The sequence below is a fragment of the Streptomyces sp. NPDC050448 genome (genome assembly GCF_040655295.1).
Taxonomy (GTDB): domain Bacteria; phylum Actinomycetota; class Actinomycetes; order Streptomycetales; family Streptomycetaceae; genus Streptomyces.
In genome coordinates this window covers 66289-81054 of record NZ_JBFAJR010000011.1, presented here as the reverse complement: position 1 = coordinate 81054, position 14766 = coordinate 66289, and the positions used below count along the sequence as shown (strand labels likewise).

The following is a 14766-nucleotide window of genomic DNA, read 5'->3' as shown; positions in this document are numbered from 1 at the left end:
GGCGGCCAGGCGGCCGGCGGGCCATTGACGTGCGGGCCATTGACGTGCGGTCCAGGGAATCCTACTGTCGACCATAGGATTCCTTCGAGAGAGCGGGAGCACCCATGAGCGAGCAGGCCAGGAAGACGGCGGAGGCACTGGAGTACCTCACCGGCTTCGGCAACGAGCACAGCTCGGAGGCCGTGCCCGGCGCCCTGCCGCCCGGCCGCAACTCGCCCCAGCGCGCCCCCCTCGGTCTGTACGCGGAGCAGCTCAGCGGCAGCGCCTTCACCGAGCCGCGGGGGCACAACCGCCGCTCCTGGCTCTACCGGATCCGCCCCTCGGCGGCCCACCCGCCCTTCACCCGGATCGACAACGGCGCCCTGCGTTCCGCCCCCTTCACCGAGGCCGCGGCGGACCCCAACCGGCTCCGCTGGAACCCGCTCCCCGACGCGGCCCCCGGCACCGACTTCCTGGCGGGCCTGTGGACCCTCGGCGGCAACGGCGATGCCGGCCAGCGCAACGGCATGGCCATCCACCTCTACGCCGCCAACGCCTCCATGACCGACCGCGTGTTCAGCGACTCCGACGGCGAGCTGCTGATCGTCCCCGAGCGCGGCGGCCTGCTGCTGCGCACCGAGCTCGGCCTGCTCAGCGCCGGCCCCGGCGAGGTCGCCCTGATCCCCCGCGGCGTGCGCTTCCGCGTGGAGCTCCTGGACGACGACGCCCGCGGGTACGTCTGCGAGAACTACGGCCGCCCCTTCGAGCTGCCGGACCTGGGCCCCATCGGCGCCAACGGCCTCGCCGCCGCACGCGACTTCCGGGCCCCGGTGGCCGCGTACGAGGACAGCGAGCGCCCGACGGAGGTGGTCAACAAGTTCTGCGGCAACCTCTGGTCCGCCGCCTACGACCACTCCCCGCTCGACGTGGTCGCCTGGTACGGCACGCACACCCCGTACGTGTACGACCTGCGCCGCTTCAACGTCCTGGGCTCGATCAGCTACGACCACCCCGACCCGTCGATCTTCACCGTGCTGACCTCGCCCTCCGACACCCCGGGGCTGGCGGGCGTCGACTTCGTGGTCTTCGCCCCGCGCTGGCTGGTCGGCGAGGACACCTTCCGCCCGCCGTACTTCCACCGCAACGTCATGAGCGAGTACATGGGCCTGATCGAGGGCGCCTACGACGCCAAGGCCGAAGGCTTCGTGCCCGGCGGCGGCTCGCTGCACAACATGATGTCCGCGCACGGCCCGGACCGGGAGACCTTCGACCGGGCGAGCGCCGCCGAGCTGAAGCCGCAGAAGATCGACGACGGCCTGGCCTTCATGTTCGAGACCCGCTGGCCGATCACCACCACCACCCAGGCAGCCGGCGCCGATCACCTCCAGCGCGGATACGACGACGTCTGGCAGGGGCTCCAGCGTCACTTCCGCGCCTAGTATCACTAAGCGCCACGCGCCCCACGCCCCGTCCATACGGAGAACCACCCGTGACCGCCTTCGCCCCCGACTCCCTGGTGCTCAACCGGAAGCTGCCGCTCTGGTACCAGGTGTCACAGTCGCTGCGCGCCTCGATACTGGGGCGCACCCCGGACGCCTCGCTGCGCCTGCCCACCGAGGAGCAGCTCGCCGAGCATTACGGGGTGAGTGTGCTGACCATGCGCCAGGCGCTCAAGGAGCTGGAGGGCGAGGGGCTGATCAGCCGGCACCGGCGGCGCGGCACGTTCATCGAGCCGGGTGCGCGGCGCGGGGCCCCGGTGCGGCTGCTGGGTTCGGTCGACGCGATCGTTGCGCAGCAGTCGGGCGACCGCACGACGATTCTCGGCCATGAGCGGACGGCCGTGTCCGGGGAGCTGCTGGAGCACTTCCCGGACACGGCCGAGGTGGTCACGTACCGCCGGCTGCGCCACGACGGCGAGAGCGGCGAGCCGACCAACTGGGCGGAGAACGCGGTCCGCCCGGAGGTCGCCGAGGCGGTGGACCTGGCCGATCTGGCGCGCTGGCCGATGACCAAGGTGCTGCGGGACGTGGTGGGCGTGAAGATCAGCCGGATCACGGACACGGTCGAGGCGCGCCTCGCCGACCCGGAGACGGCCGAGCTGCTCCAGGTGCCGCTGCTCAGCCCGATCCTGCACTACACGGGCGTGACGTACGACGAGGACGGCCGGGTCGTGGACGTGGCGCGGATCCGGTACCGGGGTGACAGGTTCTCGTTCACGGTGACCGTCGACGCCACCTGACCCGGCCTGACCCGGCCCGGCCTGACCTGACCCGGCCCGACCGGCCCCGCCCGGCCTGACCCCGCCCGGCCCGGCCTGACCCGGCCCGGCCTCGCCTGTGGCCGCAGGACGCTACTTCTCGTCCTCGTCCGGCCGGCGCTCACCCTCCGCCTGCGACGGCGTGGTCCGCATCGTCTGCGGGTGCCGCTGCATCTTCTCCTTCTCGTCCATGTCCTCGTCGAGCCGCTCGCCCTCGGCCTGCGACGGAGTCGAGTATTCGTCGTACTGACTCATGACCGCCTCCTCGACATCGGAACATATCCATACATAGGGAGCGTATCTCTTCGGCCCGTACCCAGCCTGGCCGCACCCCCGGCCCCCGCTTCCCGTCGCTACCATCTGCCGGGTGAGCGAAGACGTACCGCTGCTGGACGATCTGATGCCCTGGGCCGTGGGCGGCCTGCGCCTGGGCCGGGCCTGGGTGGCGGCCCCCGACCCCGCGGCCCTGCGCGCCCGCTGGGCGGCCCTGACCGGCGCCGAAGGGGCCGAGCGGGACCGGCTGTTCCGCCCGACCCGGTCCCGTACGCCCACCACCGGGGCGGCCGCGCTGCCCGGCCGGCGCTCGCCGTCGACCGCCCGCTTCGCCGATGCGCCGGGCGCCTGCCCCGACCCCGTACGGGTGCTGCGCGATCCCTTCGACGAGCAGTGGCTGCTGCCCGACCAACGGCTCATCGACATGGCCCGCCCGGAGCTGTGGCGGGTCCTCGACGAGCACCAGCTCTTCGCCGTCGAGACCCCCGAGCTGCTGGTCACCGCGCACCTGCCGGCCGGCCGCCTGGGCCGGATCCGCCCGCTGCACCGGCGCCCCGGCGGCGCCGAGCCCAATCTCGCGCCGGGCCTGCTGCCGCTGCTGGGCGAGCGCTACGGCGGCCGGGTCACCCCGCAGGACGTGCTGTGCTGGATCCTCGCGGCGGGCCGCCCCGGGCCCCGGGGGTACGAGGTCCCGCTCCCCGGCGACCCCGGGCGCTGGCGGGCCGGGCTGGAGCTGGGGCACCGCCTGCTCACCGTCCAGCTGCGCGGCGGGCCCGGGGCCGAGCCGCCCCGGCTGCCGGGCGGGCGGCGCCCGTACGTCCGCTCGGCGGTCCCGGCCTGGCCGGACGGGCTGGCGTACGACCCGGAGACCGAGACCCTGAGCCTCGGCTCCGGGACGGTCTCCCCCGTGCCGCCGGGCGCCTGGGAGTACGCGGTGCAGGGCGGTACGCGGGTGCTCGAGGCCTGGTTCGCCGCCCGCACCGCCCACCGGGATCCGCAGGCCGACGGGCTGGAGTCGCTCGGGCCGGCCGAGTGGCCGCAGGCCTGGACCTCGGAGCTGCTGGCGCTGGTGACCACCCTGGCGCTGCTGGCCGATCTGGCCCCGGAGCGGGCGGCGTTCACCCCCGGACCGCTGCTGCCGGCCGCCGAGCTGACGGCCGCAGGAGTGCTGCCGCCGCCGCGCTGGGCCCGGCGCCCGGCCTCCGTACTGGACCACCACGAGGAGGGCCCGGACGGACAGTTCGCACTGCTCTGACCAACCCGGCCGACCCGGCCGATCCGACTCAGCCCCGCGCCGGCCCCGCGTCCGCCCCGCCTCGCCCCCGGACCGGCAGGCCCTCGGACCGCCGCAGCCCCGGCCGCCCCGGCAGACCGCGGGCCGGCTCCGCATCCGCCCTGCCCCGGACCCAGGTTGCCCCCGGGCCGACAGGGCCTCGGACCGCCTCAGCCCCGGCCGGCCCCACGTCGGACCGCGTCGGACCACTTCGGCCCCGCCTCCACCGCGTCACCCCAGGGGCAACCCCGCGTCAGCCCGGGGGTCAGCCGCACCCCACCCCCGGGTCAGCCACACCTCAACCCAGGGCCGCCCCGAATCCGCCCCCGGGTCAGCCCTCCGCGGGCTCCCAGGCCCCGAGCAGCCGGGACACCGAGCGGTCGAACACCGCGCCCAGGTCGGACGCCGCCTCCGCCACCGGATGCCCGCCGGCCAGCGCCGCCGTCAGCAGCGGGTACTGCCCGGTCGCCAGCCGTGAGCCCAGCCAGGCCATCCGCACGCCCTCCTCGGCCTCCTCGCTCCACGGCAGCGACCGGGCCCGTTCGGCCAGGGCCAGCTCGCTCGCCACGAACGCGGCCACCGTGCCGTTGACCGCGGCGACGAGCTCCAGCTTCTCCGGACCGGAGACCTCCAGCGGAAGCAGGCAGTCCAGGCTGTGCTCGAGGTAGCGCAGGGCGTTCGGGCTGAAGCCGTGGACCGGGGACAGCAGCCGGGGCAGCCACGGGTGCCGGTGCATCAGCTCCCGCGTCTGGCGGGCGAGCGCGAGCAGGTCGGCCCGCCAGTCGCGGGTCGGCGGGGTCAGCTCGTACTCCCCGCTGACCACGTCGACCATCAGCTCGTACAGGTCCTCCTTGCGCGGCACGTAGTTGTACAGGGACATCGTCCCGGCGCCGATCCCGGCGGCCACGCGCCGCATGGAGACGGCCTCGATCCCCTCCGCGTCCGCGATCCGCACGGCCTCGGCCGCGATCGACTCGCGGGTGTGCGCGGGCCGGGGACCGCGGCCTGCGCGCCCCGGGCGGGCCCAGATCACTTCGGGTTGGGCAGGTCGCCCGCTGGCTGCCATCACTCATCACCTCGCCGCCATCCTAGTTACGTACAGCGTACGCAGTGAGGTAGGGTCCCCCGCATGACAACTACGTACGCTGTACTTAGTGAAGGCCTGGAGAAGCGTTTCGGCGAGGTGCATGCGCTGCGCGGCCTCGATCTGGCGGTGCCGGAGGGCTCGGTCTGCGGGCTCCTCGGCCCCAACGGCGCGGGCAAGACCACGGCCGTTCGGATCCTCACCACGCTCACCCGGCCCACCGGCGGCCGTGCCCTCGTCGCCGGCCACGACGTCACGCGCGATCCGGCCGTCGTCCGCCGCGCCATCGGGGTCACCGGCCAGTACGCCTCGGTCGACGGGGATCTGACGGGCCGCGAGAACCTGCGGCTGTTCGCCCGCCTCGCCGGACTGCGCGGGCCGGCCGGGCGGGCCCGCGCCGATGAGCTGCTGGAGCGCTTCGGTCTGGGCGAGGCCGCCGACCGGGTGGCCGCCACCTGGTCCGGCGGGATGCGCAGGCGCCTCGACCTGGCCGCCGGGCTGGTCACCCGGCCCCGGGTGCTCTTCCTCGACGAGCCCACCACGGGCCTCGATCCGGCGGCCCGCGAGCAGATCTGGACGGCGGTGCGGGCGCTCGCCGAGGAGGGCACGACGGTCCTGCTCACCACCCAGTACCTCGAGGAGGCCGACCGCCTCGCCGACGACATCGTGGTCGTCGACCGCGGCCGGGCCGCCGCCACGGGCACCCCGGCCGAGCTCAAGTCCCGGATCGGCGCGTACGCGGAGGTGACCGTCTCCGAGGCCGAGGCGCTCGCCGGCGCGGCCGTCGTACTCGACCAGCTGACCGGCGGCCGGCCCGTACTCGACCGGCAGCGCCTCACCGCCGGGGCGACGGTCCTGGACCAGGGGCTCACCCTGCCCCGGATCATCCGCGCGCTCGACCACGCCGGGGTTCCGGTCACCGACGCGAGCCTGCGCCCGCCCACCCTCGACGAGGTGTTCCTGCGCCTCACCCGGGTCCGCACCGCCACCCCGAAGGAGCACGCGGCATGAGCACCCTGCTGTCGGACGGCGGCGCCGTCCTCACCCGCCAGCTGCAGAAGGCCCGGCACGCGCCCGCGCTGCTGGTCCTCACCCAGACCATGCCGATCGCGCTGCTGCTCTTCTTCGGCTACGTCTTCGGCAGCGCGCTCGCCATGCCGGGCTCCGAGTACCGCGAGTTCCTGGTACCCGGGCTGCTCGCCGCCACCGCCGCGAACGGCCTGATGACCGGCATGTTCACGGCCGCGCAGGACGCCCACCGCGGGGTGACGGACCGCTTCCGCACCCTGCCGATGAGCCGCGCGGCCGTACCGCTCGGGCAGACCGCCGCCGACCTGCTGACCACGGCGGCCTCCATGGTGCCGGTGATGCTGGTGGGGCTCGCGATGGGCTGGCGGATCGAGAACGGCCTCCCGGGCGCGCTGGGGGCGCTCGGCGTGCTGCTGCTGTTCCGCTTCGCCACGGCGTGGGTGGGGACGTACCTCGGCCTGCTGAGCCGGAGCGAGGAGGCGGCGGGCCAGCTCGGCAGCGCCACCTTCGTGCTGCCGATGCTGTCCAGCGCCTACCTGCCGACCGCCCCACTGCCCGGGTGGCTGCGCACGGCCGCCGAGTGGAACCCGATCAGCGCCGTCGCCACGGCGGTGCGCGCGCTGTGCGGAAACGCGGGCGGCGAGGCCGCGGCGGGCGCCGCCTGGCCGGCGGCGCACCCGGTCGCGGGGGCCGTCGCCTGGTCGCTGCTCCTCCTGGCCGTCTTCGCACCGCCGGCCACCCGCAGGTTCGCGCGCGGCCGGGACTGAGACCGGCGTCATACACAGACGAACCGCGCAAAGCACAGGATGTCGACGCCCTGTGTGGTGACAGGCCGGGGTCCCAGCCGGTAGGCAGGCTGTCATGACACCCGACTCGCCCGCGCCCGCGCGCCCCGTGGAACCCCTGCCCCTCGAAGGCGTCACCGTCGTCGCCGTCGAACAGGCCGTCTCGGCCCCCTTCGCCACCCGCCAGCTCGCCGACCTCGGAGCCCGGGTGATCAAGGTCGAACGGCCCGACGGCGGCGACTTCGCGCGCGCCTACGACACGGCGGCACACGGACTGGCCTCGCATTTCGTCTGGGCCAACCGCGGCAAGGAGTCCATCGCGCTCGACCTGAAGGACCCGCGCGGCCGGGAGGTCCTGCACGGGCTGCTCGACGGGGCCGACGTCTTCGTCCAGAACCTCGCGCAGGGGGCCGCCGCCCGGCTCGGGCTCGACTCGGCCTCGCTGTGCGAGCGGTACCCGCGGCTGGTCGCCGTCGACATCTCCGGGTACGGGGCCGAGGGCCCGTACGCCCACAAGCGCGCCTACGACATGCTCGTGCAGTGCGAGGCGGGGCTGGTCTCGGTGACCGGCACCCCGGAGCAGCCCGTCAAGGCGGGCATCCCGGCCGCTGACATCGCGGCGGCCATGTACGCCTTCTCCGGGGTTCTCGCGGCCCTGCTGCGCCGCGGGACCACCGGGCGCGGCGGCCGGGTGGAGGTTTCGATGCTCGACGCGCTGGCCGAGTGGATGGGGCATCCGCTGCACCACACGATGCACGGCGGGGAGCAGCCCGTGCGCACAGGCCTCGCGCACGCCGTCATCGCCCCGTACGACGCCTACCCGACGGCCGACGGGGACCGGGTGCTGCTGTCGGTGCAGAACGACCGCGAGTGGCGGCGGCTCGCCGAACAGGTGCTGGAGCGGCCCGAGTTGGCCGAGGATCCGGCGTACGCGACGAACACGGCGCGCACCCGGGGCCGGGAGAAGACCGACGCCGTGGTCGCCGAGGCGCTGGCCCGGCTGGGCGCGGACGAGGCGATCGGGCGGCTGGAGGCGGCGGGCATCGCGTGTGCGCGGCTGAACTCGGTGGCCCGGCTCGCGCAGCACCCGCAGCTGGCGGCACGGGACCGCTGGCGGGAAGTGGGATCACCGGCCGGTCCGCTGCGGGCCTTGCTGCCGCCGATCGGACTGCCGGGAGGCGCGGCACCGCACATGGGTGCGGTGCCCGCGCTCGGCGAACACACCGGGGCCCTGCTGCGCGCCCTGGGGATGACGGGCGCACAGATCACGACACTGCGCCGGGATGGTGTGGTTGCGTAGGGCCGGGGGCGAAACCAGAAGGAGTCGGGGACGGTTGTTACGAGCGGCGGCTGCCGAAGAGCGTGCGACGCAGACGGCGCAGCGGCGCGAAGAGCGAGACGCGCGCGCTCCGGCTCCGCAGTCGGTGCGTGTGGTCGCGAGAAGTGAGTTCGCGCATCAGCAGCGTCGCCTCGGCTGCCTCGCGGTGCGGGACGGCGGGTCCGCCCAGCACGGCGAGGTGGCGGTCGAGGCGCGAGCTGGTCGCACTGCTGCCGCAGGTGATGGCAGGCACGCGAGGCGGCCTGCTGCGCATTGCTATCTGTTCCATGTTCTCTCCCCACCCGTACGAGGGCACCCGGCCCGGGCAGGGTAACCCTATCGCCCCCGCGTCGTGCTCGGGTATCCCGGTGGTGTGAATTACCCCTATAGCGACGGGGAGTTGACGGTCACTCAATGGAGTCGACCGTCACTCTCCGCAGGGGAGGTGGCCGTTCGGCGGGTCCCCGGGCGAGTCCCGCCCGGACCGGGGCCACATCGCGCACACTGCGCTAACTTGGAGTGATCGCCCGCCGACACACGGACACACCTGGGGGCTCGCGTGAGTGACAACATCGGTGAGGCGGGCGGGGAATCCGCCGCCGGCCGTGTCATCTCGGGCCGGTACCGGCTGCTCGACCTGCTGGGCCGGGGCGGCATGGGCATCGTGTGGCGGGCCCGCGACGAGGTCCTGGGCCGCGAGGTGGCCGTCAAGGAGGTACGGCCGCCGACCGGGCTGGACGGCGCCGAGATCGGGCGGATGTACCGGCGGCTCGAGCGGGAGGCCTGGGCGGCGGCCCGGGTCTCGCACCGCGGGGTCGTCACGGTCTATGACGTGGCCTCCGAGGACGGCCGGCCCTGGATCGTGATGGAGCTGGTCCGCGGGCTCTCCCTGGCCGACGTACTGGAGGCCGAGGGGCCGCTCACCCCGCAGCGGGCCGCGCACCTCGGGGAGCAGGTGCTGGCCGCGCTGCGCTCCGCGCACGAGGCCGGGGTGCTGCACCGGGACGTCAAGCCCTCCAACGTGCTGATCGCCAACGACGGCCGGATGGTGCTGAGCGACTTCGGGATCGCCAGCCTGGAGGGCTCGTCGGCGATCACGATGACGGGCGAGGTGGTGGGCTCCCCCGAGTTCCTGGCGCCGGAGCGGGCGCTGGGGCGCGATCCGGGGCCCGAATCGGACCTGTGGTCGCTCGGGGTGATGCTGTACGTCGCCGTCGAGGGGGTCTCGCCCTTCCGGCAGGACACCCCGCTGTCCACGCTGCGGGCGGTGGTGGACGAGGAGTTGCCGCCGCCGCGCCGGGCCGGGCCCCTGACGCCCGTACTGGAGGGGCTGCTGCGCAAGGACCCGGCGGAGCGGCTGCCCGCGGCGGAGGCGGCCCGGATGCTGCGGATCATCGGGGCGGGCGGGATCGTACGGGGCTCGGGCGGGGCGGTGTCGGGTCCGGACTCGCCGACGGCCACGGCGCACCACGGACAGGGCCGCCAGGAGGGGCCGGGCCGCCACGACGGGCCCACCCCGCCGATGCCGATGCCGATGCCCGCGCCGGTGCCGGTGCCGGGTCCCGCCCCGGTGGGGGCTGCGGGCGGCGGGGCGCCGCCGCGCGAGGGGCGGGCCGGGCTGGTGCTGATCGCCGGGATCGTGGTGCTGCTGCTGGCGGTGGTCGCCCTGGGGTGGCTGCTGCTCAAGGACCGCAAGGAGCCGGGCGGGAGCGGGGGTACCGGCCCGACGGGCCCGGCCGCCACCTCGGCCGCGGCGTCCGCGAGCCCGTCCGGATCGGGGTCGCCGTCCGCGTCCTCCTCCCCGTCGCCGTCCGCTTCGCCGCCGGCCACGCCCGGGCCCCAGTTCGCCGTGTCGGTACGCGCCGTACGGGCGGGCTACCGCGGGTCCTGCCCGCCGCCCGCCGCGCAGGCGCCCGCCTTCACGGCGACCGTCGAGGCGGACCGTACGCCCGCCGTGCTGGAGTACCGCTGGGCGACGCGCAGCGGGGTCACCTCCGATCCCCGCTGGCAGTCCGTCACGTACGCGGCGGACGGCCCCCGGAGCCGGCAGCTGGACCACACCGAGCTCACGTACTACCCGAACGCGACCTTCGACGACGCGATCCGGCTGGAGGTGCGGGGGCCCGCCCCGGGGGCCTCGGAGTGGGTGGAGTTCTCCGTGACGTGCGAGGAGGGGGAGACCCCGACGGGCGGGACCACCTCCCCCTCCCCCGGCGCGAGCGGTTCGCCGGCCCCGGTGTCCCCGGCCCCTGTGGCGGCGGGGCCGGAGACTGCGGAGCCGGCGTCTGCGGGGCCGGAGGCCGCGGAGCCGGTGTCAGCGGGGCCGAAAGGCCGCCGCTCCGTAGCCGCCGCGGTCAGGCGGCGTTGGTGAGGACGGGCAGGTAGCCGCCGGACTGTCCGGCGGCGGTGGGGTGGTAGGACTCGCCGATGTTGAGCCAGTTGACGCTGTGCAGCCAGGTGTCGCCGGAGCAGATCTCGTGGCCGGTGAAGGCGCCTGCGACCGAGGCGAAGGTGAACCCGTGGTCGGCGGCGCGTTTGGCGATCGCGGCGTTCAGGTAGTCGGCCGCGCCGTCGATGGCGGAGCGCTCGCCCTCCGTGAGCCCGGTGGCGCAGGTGCCGTTCAGCTGGTAGAAGCGGGGATAGCCGAGGACGACGACGTGGGCGCCGGGCGCCCGGCCGTGGATCGCGTCGTAGACCTGGTCGAGCCGGCCGGGGAGGGTGGAGTCGACGTACGCCTTGGCCTGGTTGACGCGGCTGATGCAGGTGGACTCGGACTGGAGCACACAGGTCGTCATGACGTCGGAGAATCCGGCGTCGTTGCCGCCGATGGTGATGCTGACCAGGTCGGTGCCGGAGTTCAGCGGGCCGAGCTGGCCGGAGAGGACGTCACCCGTACGAGCGCCCGAGCAGGCGGTGAAGGAGAAGGTCTGCGGGGAATGGGCGGCGGCCCACAGGGCCGGATAGGCGCGGGAGGTGCGCTTGCAGTCGCCGCTCCCGCTGTCGTAGTTGCCGGCGCCGACGCCGGAGGAGTACGAGTCGCCGAGGGCGACGTAGCCGAAGTCGGCCGTGGCGGCGGCCGCCTGTCCCGCGCCGAACAGGGCGGCGCCCGCGGCGAGTAACAGGGAGGAGGTCAGGGCAGCGAAGCGCGACATCTTCATGCTCATGTGTGCGGCTCCTTGTGGGGGTTACTCCTGAGTCCGTGGTACAAGGAGCCGGGGTTGGTTGGAAGTGTTCATGCCAAGAATTTTCGGGGCAGAGTTGCGACCCGAATCTTCACCACCGGCGCGTTTGAGGAGGGAGCTTGGGCACCCGATCCAGCGAAACACGGGTGCACGAGGCCACTTCGTGCCGGATCATGGGCGCCATGCCAGCCAACCCGCATGACGCGCTGCCGATCCGGCTCAACGTCGACGACAGCGATTCACCGTCGGATGTCGTGGACGCGCTGTTCCTCGGCCGGTTCGCGTCCGGCGAGCAGCCGTACTCGCACAGCGTGACGATCGAGCGGGTGAAGGCGGAGGCGACCCTGCTGCCGCCCGAGGCCACCGTGCTGCGTTCGGCGCGCGACTCCGACCGAAGCGCCACCCTCGCGGAGGGCGAGGGCTGGACGATGCTCGTCTCGCGCTGGAGCCGGGGCGCGGACGTGACGGTGACGGCGGTCAGCGACGAACTCGCCTCCAGCGTGCTCAGCGAGGCCACGGAGGGGGTGCAGGACGAGCCCGAACCGCAGCCGGAGAACGTCACGATGGGGTTCTGGTACGTCTCCCCGCGGCGCGGCCCGTACCGGACGACCCGCCAGATCGCGGCCGGGACCTGGCCGGAGGTGCGGCCCAACTACACGGCGCCGGTGGCCGGGGCGATGGACCGGCTGATGAAGGTGACCCCGGACGACATCGCGGGGCGGCTGCTCCTGCTGCACGGCCCGCCCGGCACCGGCAAGACCTCGGCGCTGCGGACGCTGGCCCGGTCGTGGCGGGACTGGTGCCAGGTGGACTGCGTCCTGGACCCTGAGCGGTTGTTCAACGACGTGGGCTACCTGATGGACATCGCGATCGGCGAGGACGAGGGCACGGCGAAGGGCCGGTGGCGGCTGCTGCTGCTGGAGGACTGCGACGAGCTGATCCGCGGCGAGGCCCGGCACACGGCGGGCCAGGCGCTGTCGCGGCTGCTGAACCTGACGGACGGGCTGCTGGGGCAGGGCCGCAACGTACTGGTCGGCGTGACCACGAACGAGGACCTGGAACGGCTCCATCCGGCGGTGGTCCGGCCGGGCCGCTGCCTGGCCCGGATCGAGGTCGGCCGTCTGACGCACGGCGAGGCGGTGGACTGGCTGGGCACGGACGAGGGCGTTCCGCGCGAGGGCGCCACGCTGGCCGAACTGTTCGCGCTGCGGCGGGGCACGGGCCCCGCGTCGCTGCTGCCGCCGCAGGGCCAGCACGGTGCGGAAGCGGGCCTTTACCTGTAGGCGGGGCGTGCGCGGGCCGGACCCGCGCGCCGACGACAATGTCGTGTGTCCCCCGGGCGAAGCCCCCCGGGGGACACACCGAACAGGAGCGTGCACGTGCCCGAGCCGGCGCAGGAGAATCCGTACCCCGACAGCCACGTCCTCGGCGAGGGCCCCGAGCCGCACCCGCAGCTCCGGCCGGTGCTGTCCCTGCTCGGGCGCTGGCACGGCCGGGGCCGCGGCGAGTACCCGACCCTGGAGCAGGGCTTCCGGTACGAGCAGGAGATCACCTTCAGCCACGACGGCCGGCCGTTCCTGCGCTACGAGTCGCGCGCATGGCTCATCGACGAGTCCGGCACGGCCCTGCGCCCCTCGGGGCGGGAGTCCGGATGGTGGCGGATCCTGCCCGACGCCTCCCTGGAGGTCGTCCTCGCGCACCCCACCGGCATCGTGGAGACGTACGTCGGCCGGGTGTCCGGCACGGAGATCGAGATGGCGACCGACACGGTGGCGTGCACGCCCCGGGCCAAGGAGGTCACCGGCATGCGGCGCCGGTACACCCTCCGCGACGGGGAGCTGACGATCGAGCAGGACATGGCGGCGATGGGACAGCCCATGCAGCACCACCTCCGGGCGCAGCTGCGCCCGTACCGGGACTAGGGGGTGTCCGGCGGATCATGGCCGGGCCCGGGCCTCCCCCAGACTCCGTCCGGGGGGACCCCCAGGCACCGCGCCTTGCCGCGTTGTCGTCGGTCGCCAATATCCCCCAGCTACCGCTGGGAGGTGCCCCCACCGCAGTGGCTCCCTCCTCCGCCTTGCAATCCACGGCACCAGACGACCCGGACTATCCGGCCCTGATCCGCCGGACACCCCCTAGCGCTGTTTGAGAACGGGCGCCCGGACACCCCCTAGTGGCCGTACCGGGCGCGCAGGGCGTCCAGGGCGGCCGCCGTCGCCTCGTCGAAGGTCAGGCCCAGCCGCTTCGCGCGCTCTGCGTACGCCTGCGCGGCCGTGGCCGCCTCCCGGGCGGCCCCGTCGCCGGCCGCCGCGACGAAGGTCCCGTTCCGGCCGCGGGTCTCGATCACCCCGTCGCCCTCGAGGGCGCGGTAGGCCTTCGCGACCGTGTTCGCCGCCAGCCCCAGCTCCTCCGCGAGCCCGCGCACCGTCGGCAGCTTGTACCCGACCGGCAGGTCTCCCGCCCGCGCCGCCTGCGAGATCTGCGCGCGCAGTTGCTCGTACGGGGCGGCCGCGCCGGCCGAGCCGTCGATCCGGATCTTCAGGTTCGTCGAGGTCACCCGGCGATTCTCCCCCATCTCCCGGGAAAATTCGGAGGCATCCGCCACCTCCCTGCGCCTACGGTCGGTGCCATGACCGTTTCGATCCGCGACCTCCGCCCGGGCGACCCCTGGGACGCGGAGTCCGTCGTACGGGTGCGCCGCGCCGCGCTGCCCTTCATGATCGCCACCACCGACGGCGTTGCCTTCGAGCTGTCCTCCGCCCCTGCGGCCAAGCGCCATCGCCTCCTCGTCGCCGAGACCGCGGACGGCCTCGTCGCGGGAACCGCCGAGGCCGGCCTCGCGTACGACAGCCCGGAGCCCGGACGCTCGGCGATGACCGGCACCCGGCGCGCCTTCCGCGGCCGCGGCCTGGCCAGGCTCGCCAAGACGGATTCCCCACGCCGGGCCCGCGCCGCCGGCTGCACCGAGGCCTTCACGGGCAACGACACCGGGAACGAGCCGATGCTCGCCATCAACACGTCGTTCGGATACGAGGTCTGCGCGACCGAGACGCGCTACGCGAAACAGCTGAAGGGACCGGACCAGTCATGAGCAGGACCGAGTTGACCGTCGCCCTCACCAAGGCGGGCCGCACCAAGATCCGCTACCCCGCCGCCCTGGTCGCCGACACGGGCGACCGGATCTCCGTACGCGCTCCCTGGGCGGCCGACGGCGTACGGGACTTCGGCTTCGTGCGCTTCGAACCGGGCGACCTGTTCACCGAGCACTTCTGGCGGACGCGCTGGTACGCGGTCAAGGAGGTGCGCACGGGCGAGGGCGTCCTCAAGGGCTGGTACTGCGACGTCACGCGCCCGGCGGTGGTGCAGGGCGGCGAGATCCTCGTCGAGGACCTGGACCTGGACCTGTGGGTCTCGGCGGACGGGACCGCGGTCCTGCGCCTGGACGAGGACGAGTTCGCGGCGAGCGGCCTCGCGGAGACCGACCCGGAGGCGGCGGCCGAGGCCGTCCGCGCCCTCGACGCCCTGGCCGCCCAGGCCCACGCGCCGGCCGGACTGACCGCCCTCCTCACCTGAGCACGCCCGGTTC

Annotated in this window: 16 protein-coding genes; 11 read left to right on the top strand and 5 right to left on the bottom strand. The window is 74.3% G+C overall.

The genetic code is table 11. The features are described 5' to 3' along the window. Positions 1-104: 104 nt before the first annotated feature. Both hmgA and AB0I68_RS15755 read left to right on the top strand, forming a co-directional pair. A complete protein-coding gene (gene hmgA, locus AB0I68_RS15760) occupies positions 105-1418 on the top strand; it encodes a homogentisate 1,2-dioxygenase (RefSeq protein ID WP_363177852.1) in 1314 nt (437 codons plus the stop codon). 50 nt (positions 1419-1468) lie between these two features. Beyond that, positions 1469-2218, top strand: a complete 750-nt coding sequence (locus tag AB0I68_RS15755; protein ID WP_030161804.1) for a GntR family transcriptional regulator — start codon at positions 1469-1471, stop codon at positions 2216-2218. Between the two features lie 111 nt (positions 2219-2329). Here AB0I68_RS15755 and AB0I68_RS15750 read toward each other — a convergent pair whose 3' ends face one another. After that, positions 2330-2491, bottom strand: coding sequence for a hypothetical protein (locus AB0I68_RS15750; protein ID WP_363177851.1), 162 nt, complete (start codon positions 2489-2491; stop codon positions 2330-2332). A 145-nt stretch (positions 2492-2636) separates the two neighbouring features. Between AB0I68_RS15750 and AB0I68_RS15745 the strand changes: the two genes are divergently transcribed. Beyond that, positions 2637-3764: a type ISP restriction/modification enzyme gene (locus tag AB0I68_RS15745; protein WP_363177969.1), complete on the top strand. Its 1128-nt coding sequence runs from the start codon at positions 2637-2639 to the stop codon at positions 3762-3764. 349 nt (positions 3765-4113) lie between these two features. On the opposite strand, the gene AB0I68_RS15740 is transcribed toward AB0I68_RS15745, so the two are convergent. Continuing rightward, positions 4114-4848 (bottom strand): TetR/AcrR family transcriptional regulator C-terminal domain-containing protein, encoded by a 735-nt coding sequence (locus tag AB0I68_RS15740; protein WP_363177850.1) that lies wholly within the window; start codon positions 4846-4848, stop codon positions 4114-4116. 63 nt (positions 4849-4911) lie between these two features. On the opposite strand from AB0I68_RS15740, the gene AB0I68_RS15735 reads away from it, so the two are divergent. The 3 genes from AB0I68_RS15735 to AB0I68_RS15725 all read left to right on the top strand — a co-directional run bounded on the left by AB0I68_RS15735 (position 4912) and on the right by AB0I68_RS15725 (position 7980). Beyond that, on the top strand, positions 4912-5877 hold the full coding sequence (locus AB0I68_RS15735; protein WP_363177849.1) for an ATP-binding cassette domain-containing protein: 966 nt from the start codon (positions 4912-4914) through the stop codon (positions 5875-5877). After that, positions 5874-6662: an ABC transporter permease gene (locus AB0I68_RS15730; RefSeq protein WP_363177848.1), complete on the top strand. Its 789-nt coding sequence runs from the start codon at positions 5874-5876 to the stop codon at positions 6660-6662. Before AB0I68_RS15735 ends, AB0I68_RS15730 begins: the two co-directional genes overlap by 4 nt. A gap of 94 nt (positions 6663-6756) precedes the next feature. Next, a complete protein-coding gene (locus AB0I68_RS15725) occupies positions 6757-7980 on the top strand; it encodes a CaiB/BaiF CoA-transferase family protein (RefSeq protein ID WP_363177847.1) in 1224 nt (407 codons plus the stop codon). Between the two features lie 37 nt (positions 7981-8017). Here AB0I68_RS15725 and AB0I68_RS15720 read toward each other — a convergent pair whose 3' ends face one another. Then, positions 8018-8287 (bottom strand): hypothetical protein, encoded by a 270-nt coding sequence (locus tag AB0I68_RS15720; protein ID WP_172671376.1) that lies wholly within the window; start codon positions 8285-8287, stop codon positions 8018-8020. Positions 8288-8653: 366 nt separating this feature from the next. On the opposite strand from AB0I68_RS15720, the gene AB0I68_RS15715 reads away from it, so the two are divergent. Further along, positions 8654-10369, top strand: coding sequence for a protein kinase (locus AB0I68_RS15715; protein ID WP_363177968.1), 1716 nt, complete (start codon positions 8654-8656; stop codon positions 10367-10369). Here the strand turns inward: AB0I68_RS15715 and AB0I68_RS15710 are convergent. Then, positions 10353-11156: an SGNH/GDSL hydrolase family protein gene (locus AB0I68_RS15710; protein WP_363177967.1), complete on the bottom strand. Its 804-nt coding sequence runs from the start codon at positions 11154-11156 to the stop codon at positions 10353-10355. The two genes, AB0I68_RS15715 and AB0I68_RS15710, sit on opposite strands and share 17 nt — an antisense overlap. Before the next feature lie 197 nt (positions 11157-11353). Here AB0I68_RS15710 and AB0I68_RS15705 point away from each other — a divergent pair, with 197 nt between their 5' ends. Then, entirely contained in the window at positions 11354-12463 is a 1110-nt protein-coding gene (locus tag AB0I68_RS15705; RefSeq protein ID WP_363177846.1) for a DUF5925 domain-containing protein, read from the top strand. Between the two features lie 96 nt (positions 12464-12559). Beyond that, positions 12560-13102 carry an FABP family protein gene (locus AB0I68_RS15700; protein WP_363177844.1) on the top strand — a complete coding sequence of 181 codons (543 nt, stop codon included), beginning with the start codon at positions 12560-12562 and terminating at the stop codon, positions 13100-13102. Positions 13103-13350: 248 nt separating this feature from the next. Here the strand turns inward: AB0I68_RS15700 and AB0I68_RS15695 are convergent, their stop codons facing one another. Further along, on the bottom strand, positions 13351-13737 hold the full coding sequence (locus AB0I68_RS15695; RefSeq protein WP_363177843.1) for a GntR family transcriptional regulator: 387 nt from the start codon (positions 13735-13737) through the stop codon (positions 13351-13353). A 72-nt stretch (positions 13738-13809) separates the two neighbouring features. Here AB0I68_RS15695 and AB0I68_RS15690 point away from each other — a divergent pair, with 72 nt between their 5' ends. Next, positions 13810-14271: a hypothetical protein gene (locus AB0I68_RS15690; protein ID WP_363177842.1), complete on the top strand. Its 462-nt coding sequence runs from the start codon at positions 13810-13812 to the stop codon at positions 14269-14271. Next, positions 14268-14753, top strand: a complete 486-nt coding sequence (locus AB0I68_RS15685; RefSeq protein ID WP_363177841.1) for a DUF402 domain-containing protein — start codon at positions 14268-14270, stop codon at positions 14751-14753. Before AB0I68_RS15690 ends, AB0I68_RS15685 begins: the two co-directional genes overlap by 4 nt. Positions 14754-14766: the final 13 nt, after the last annotated feature.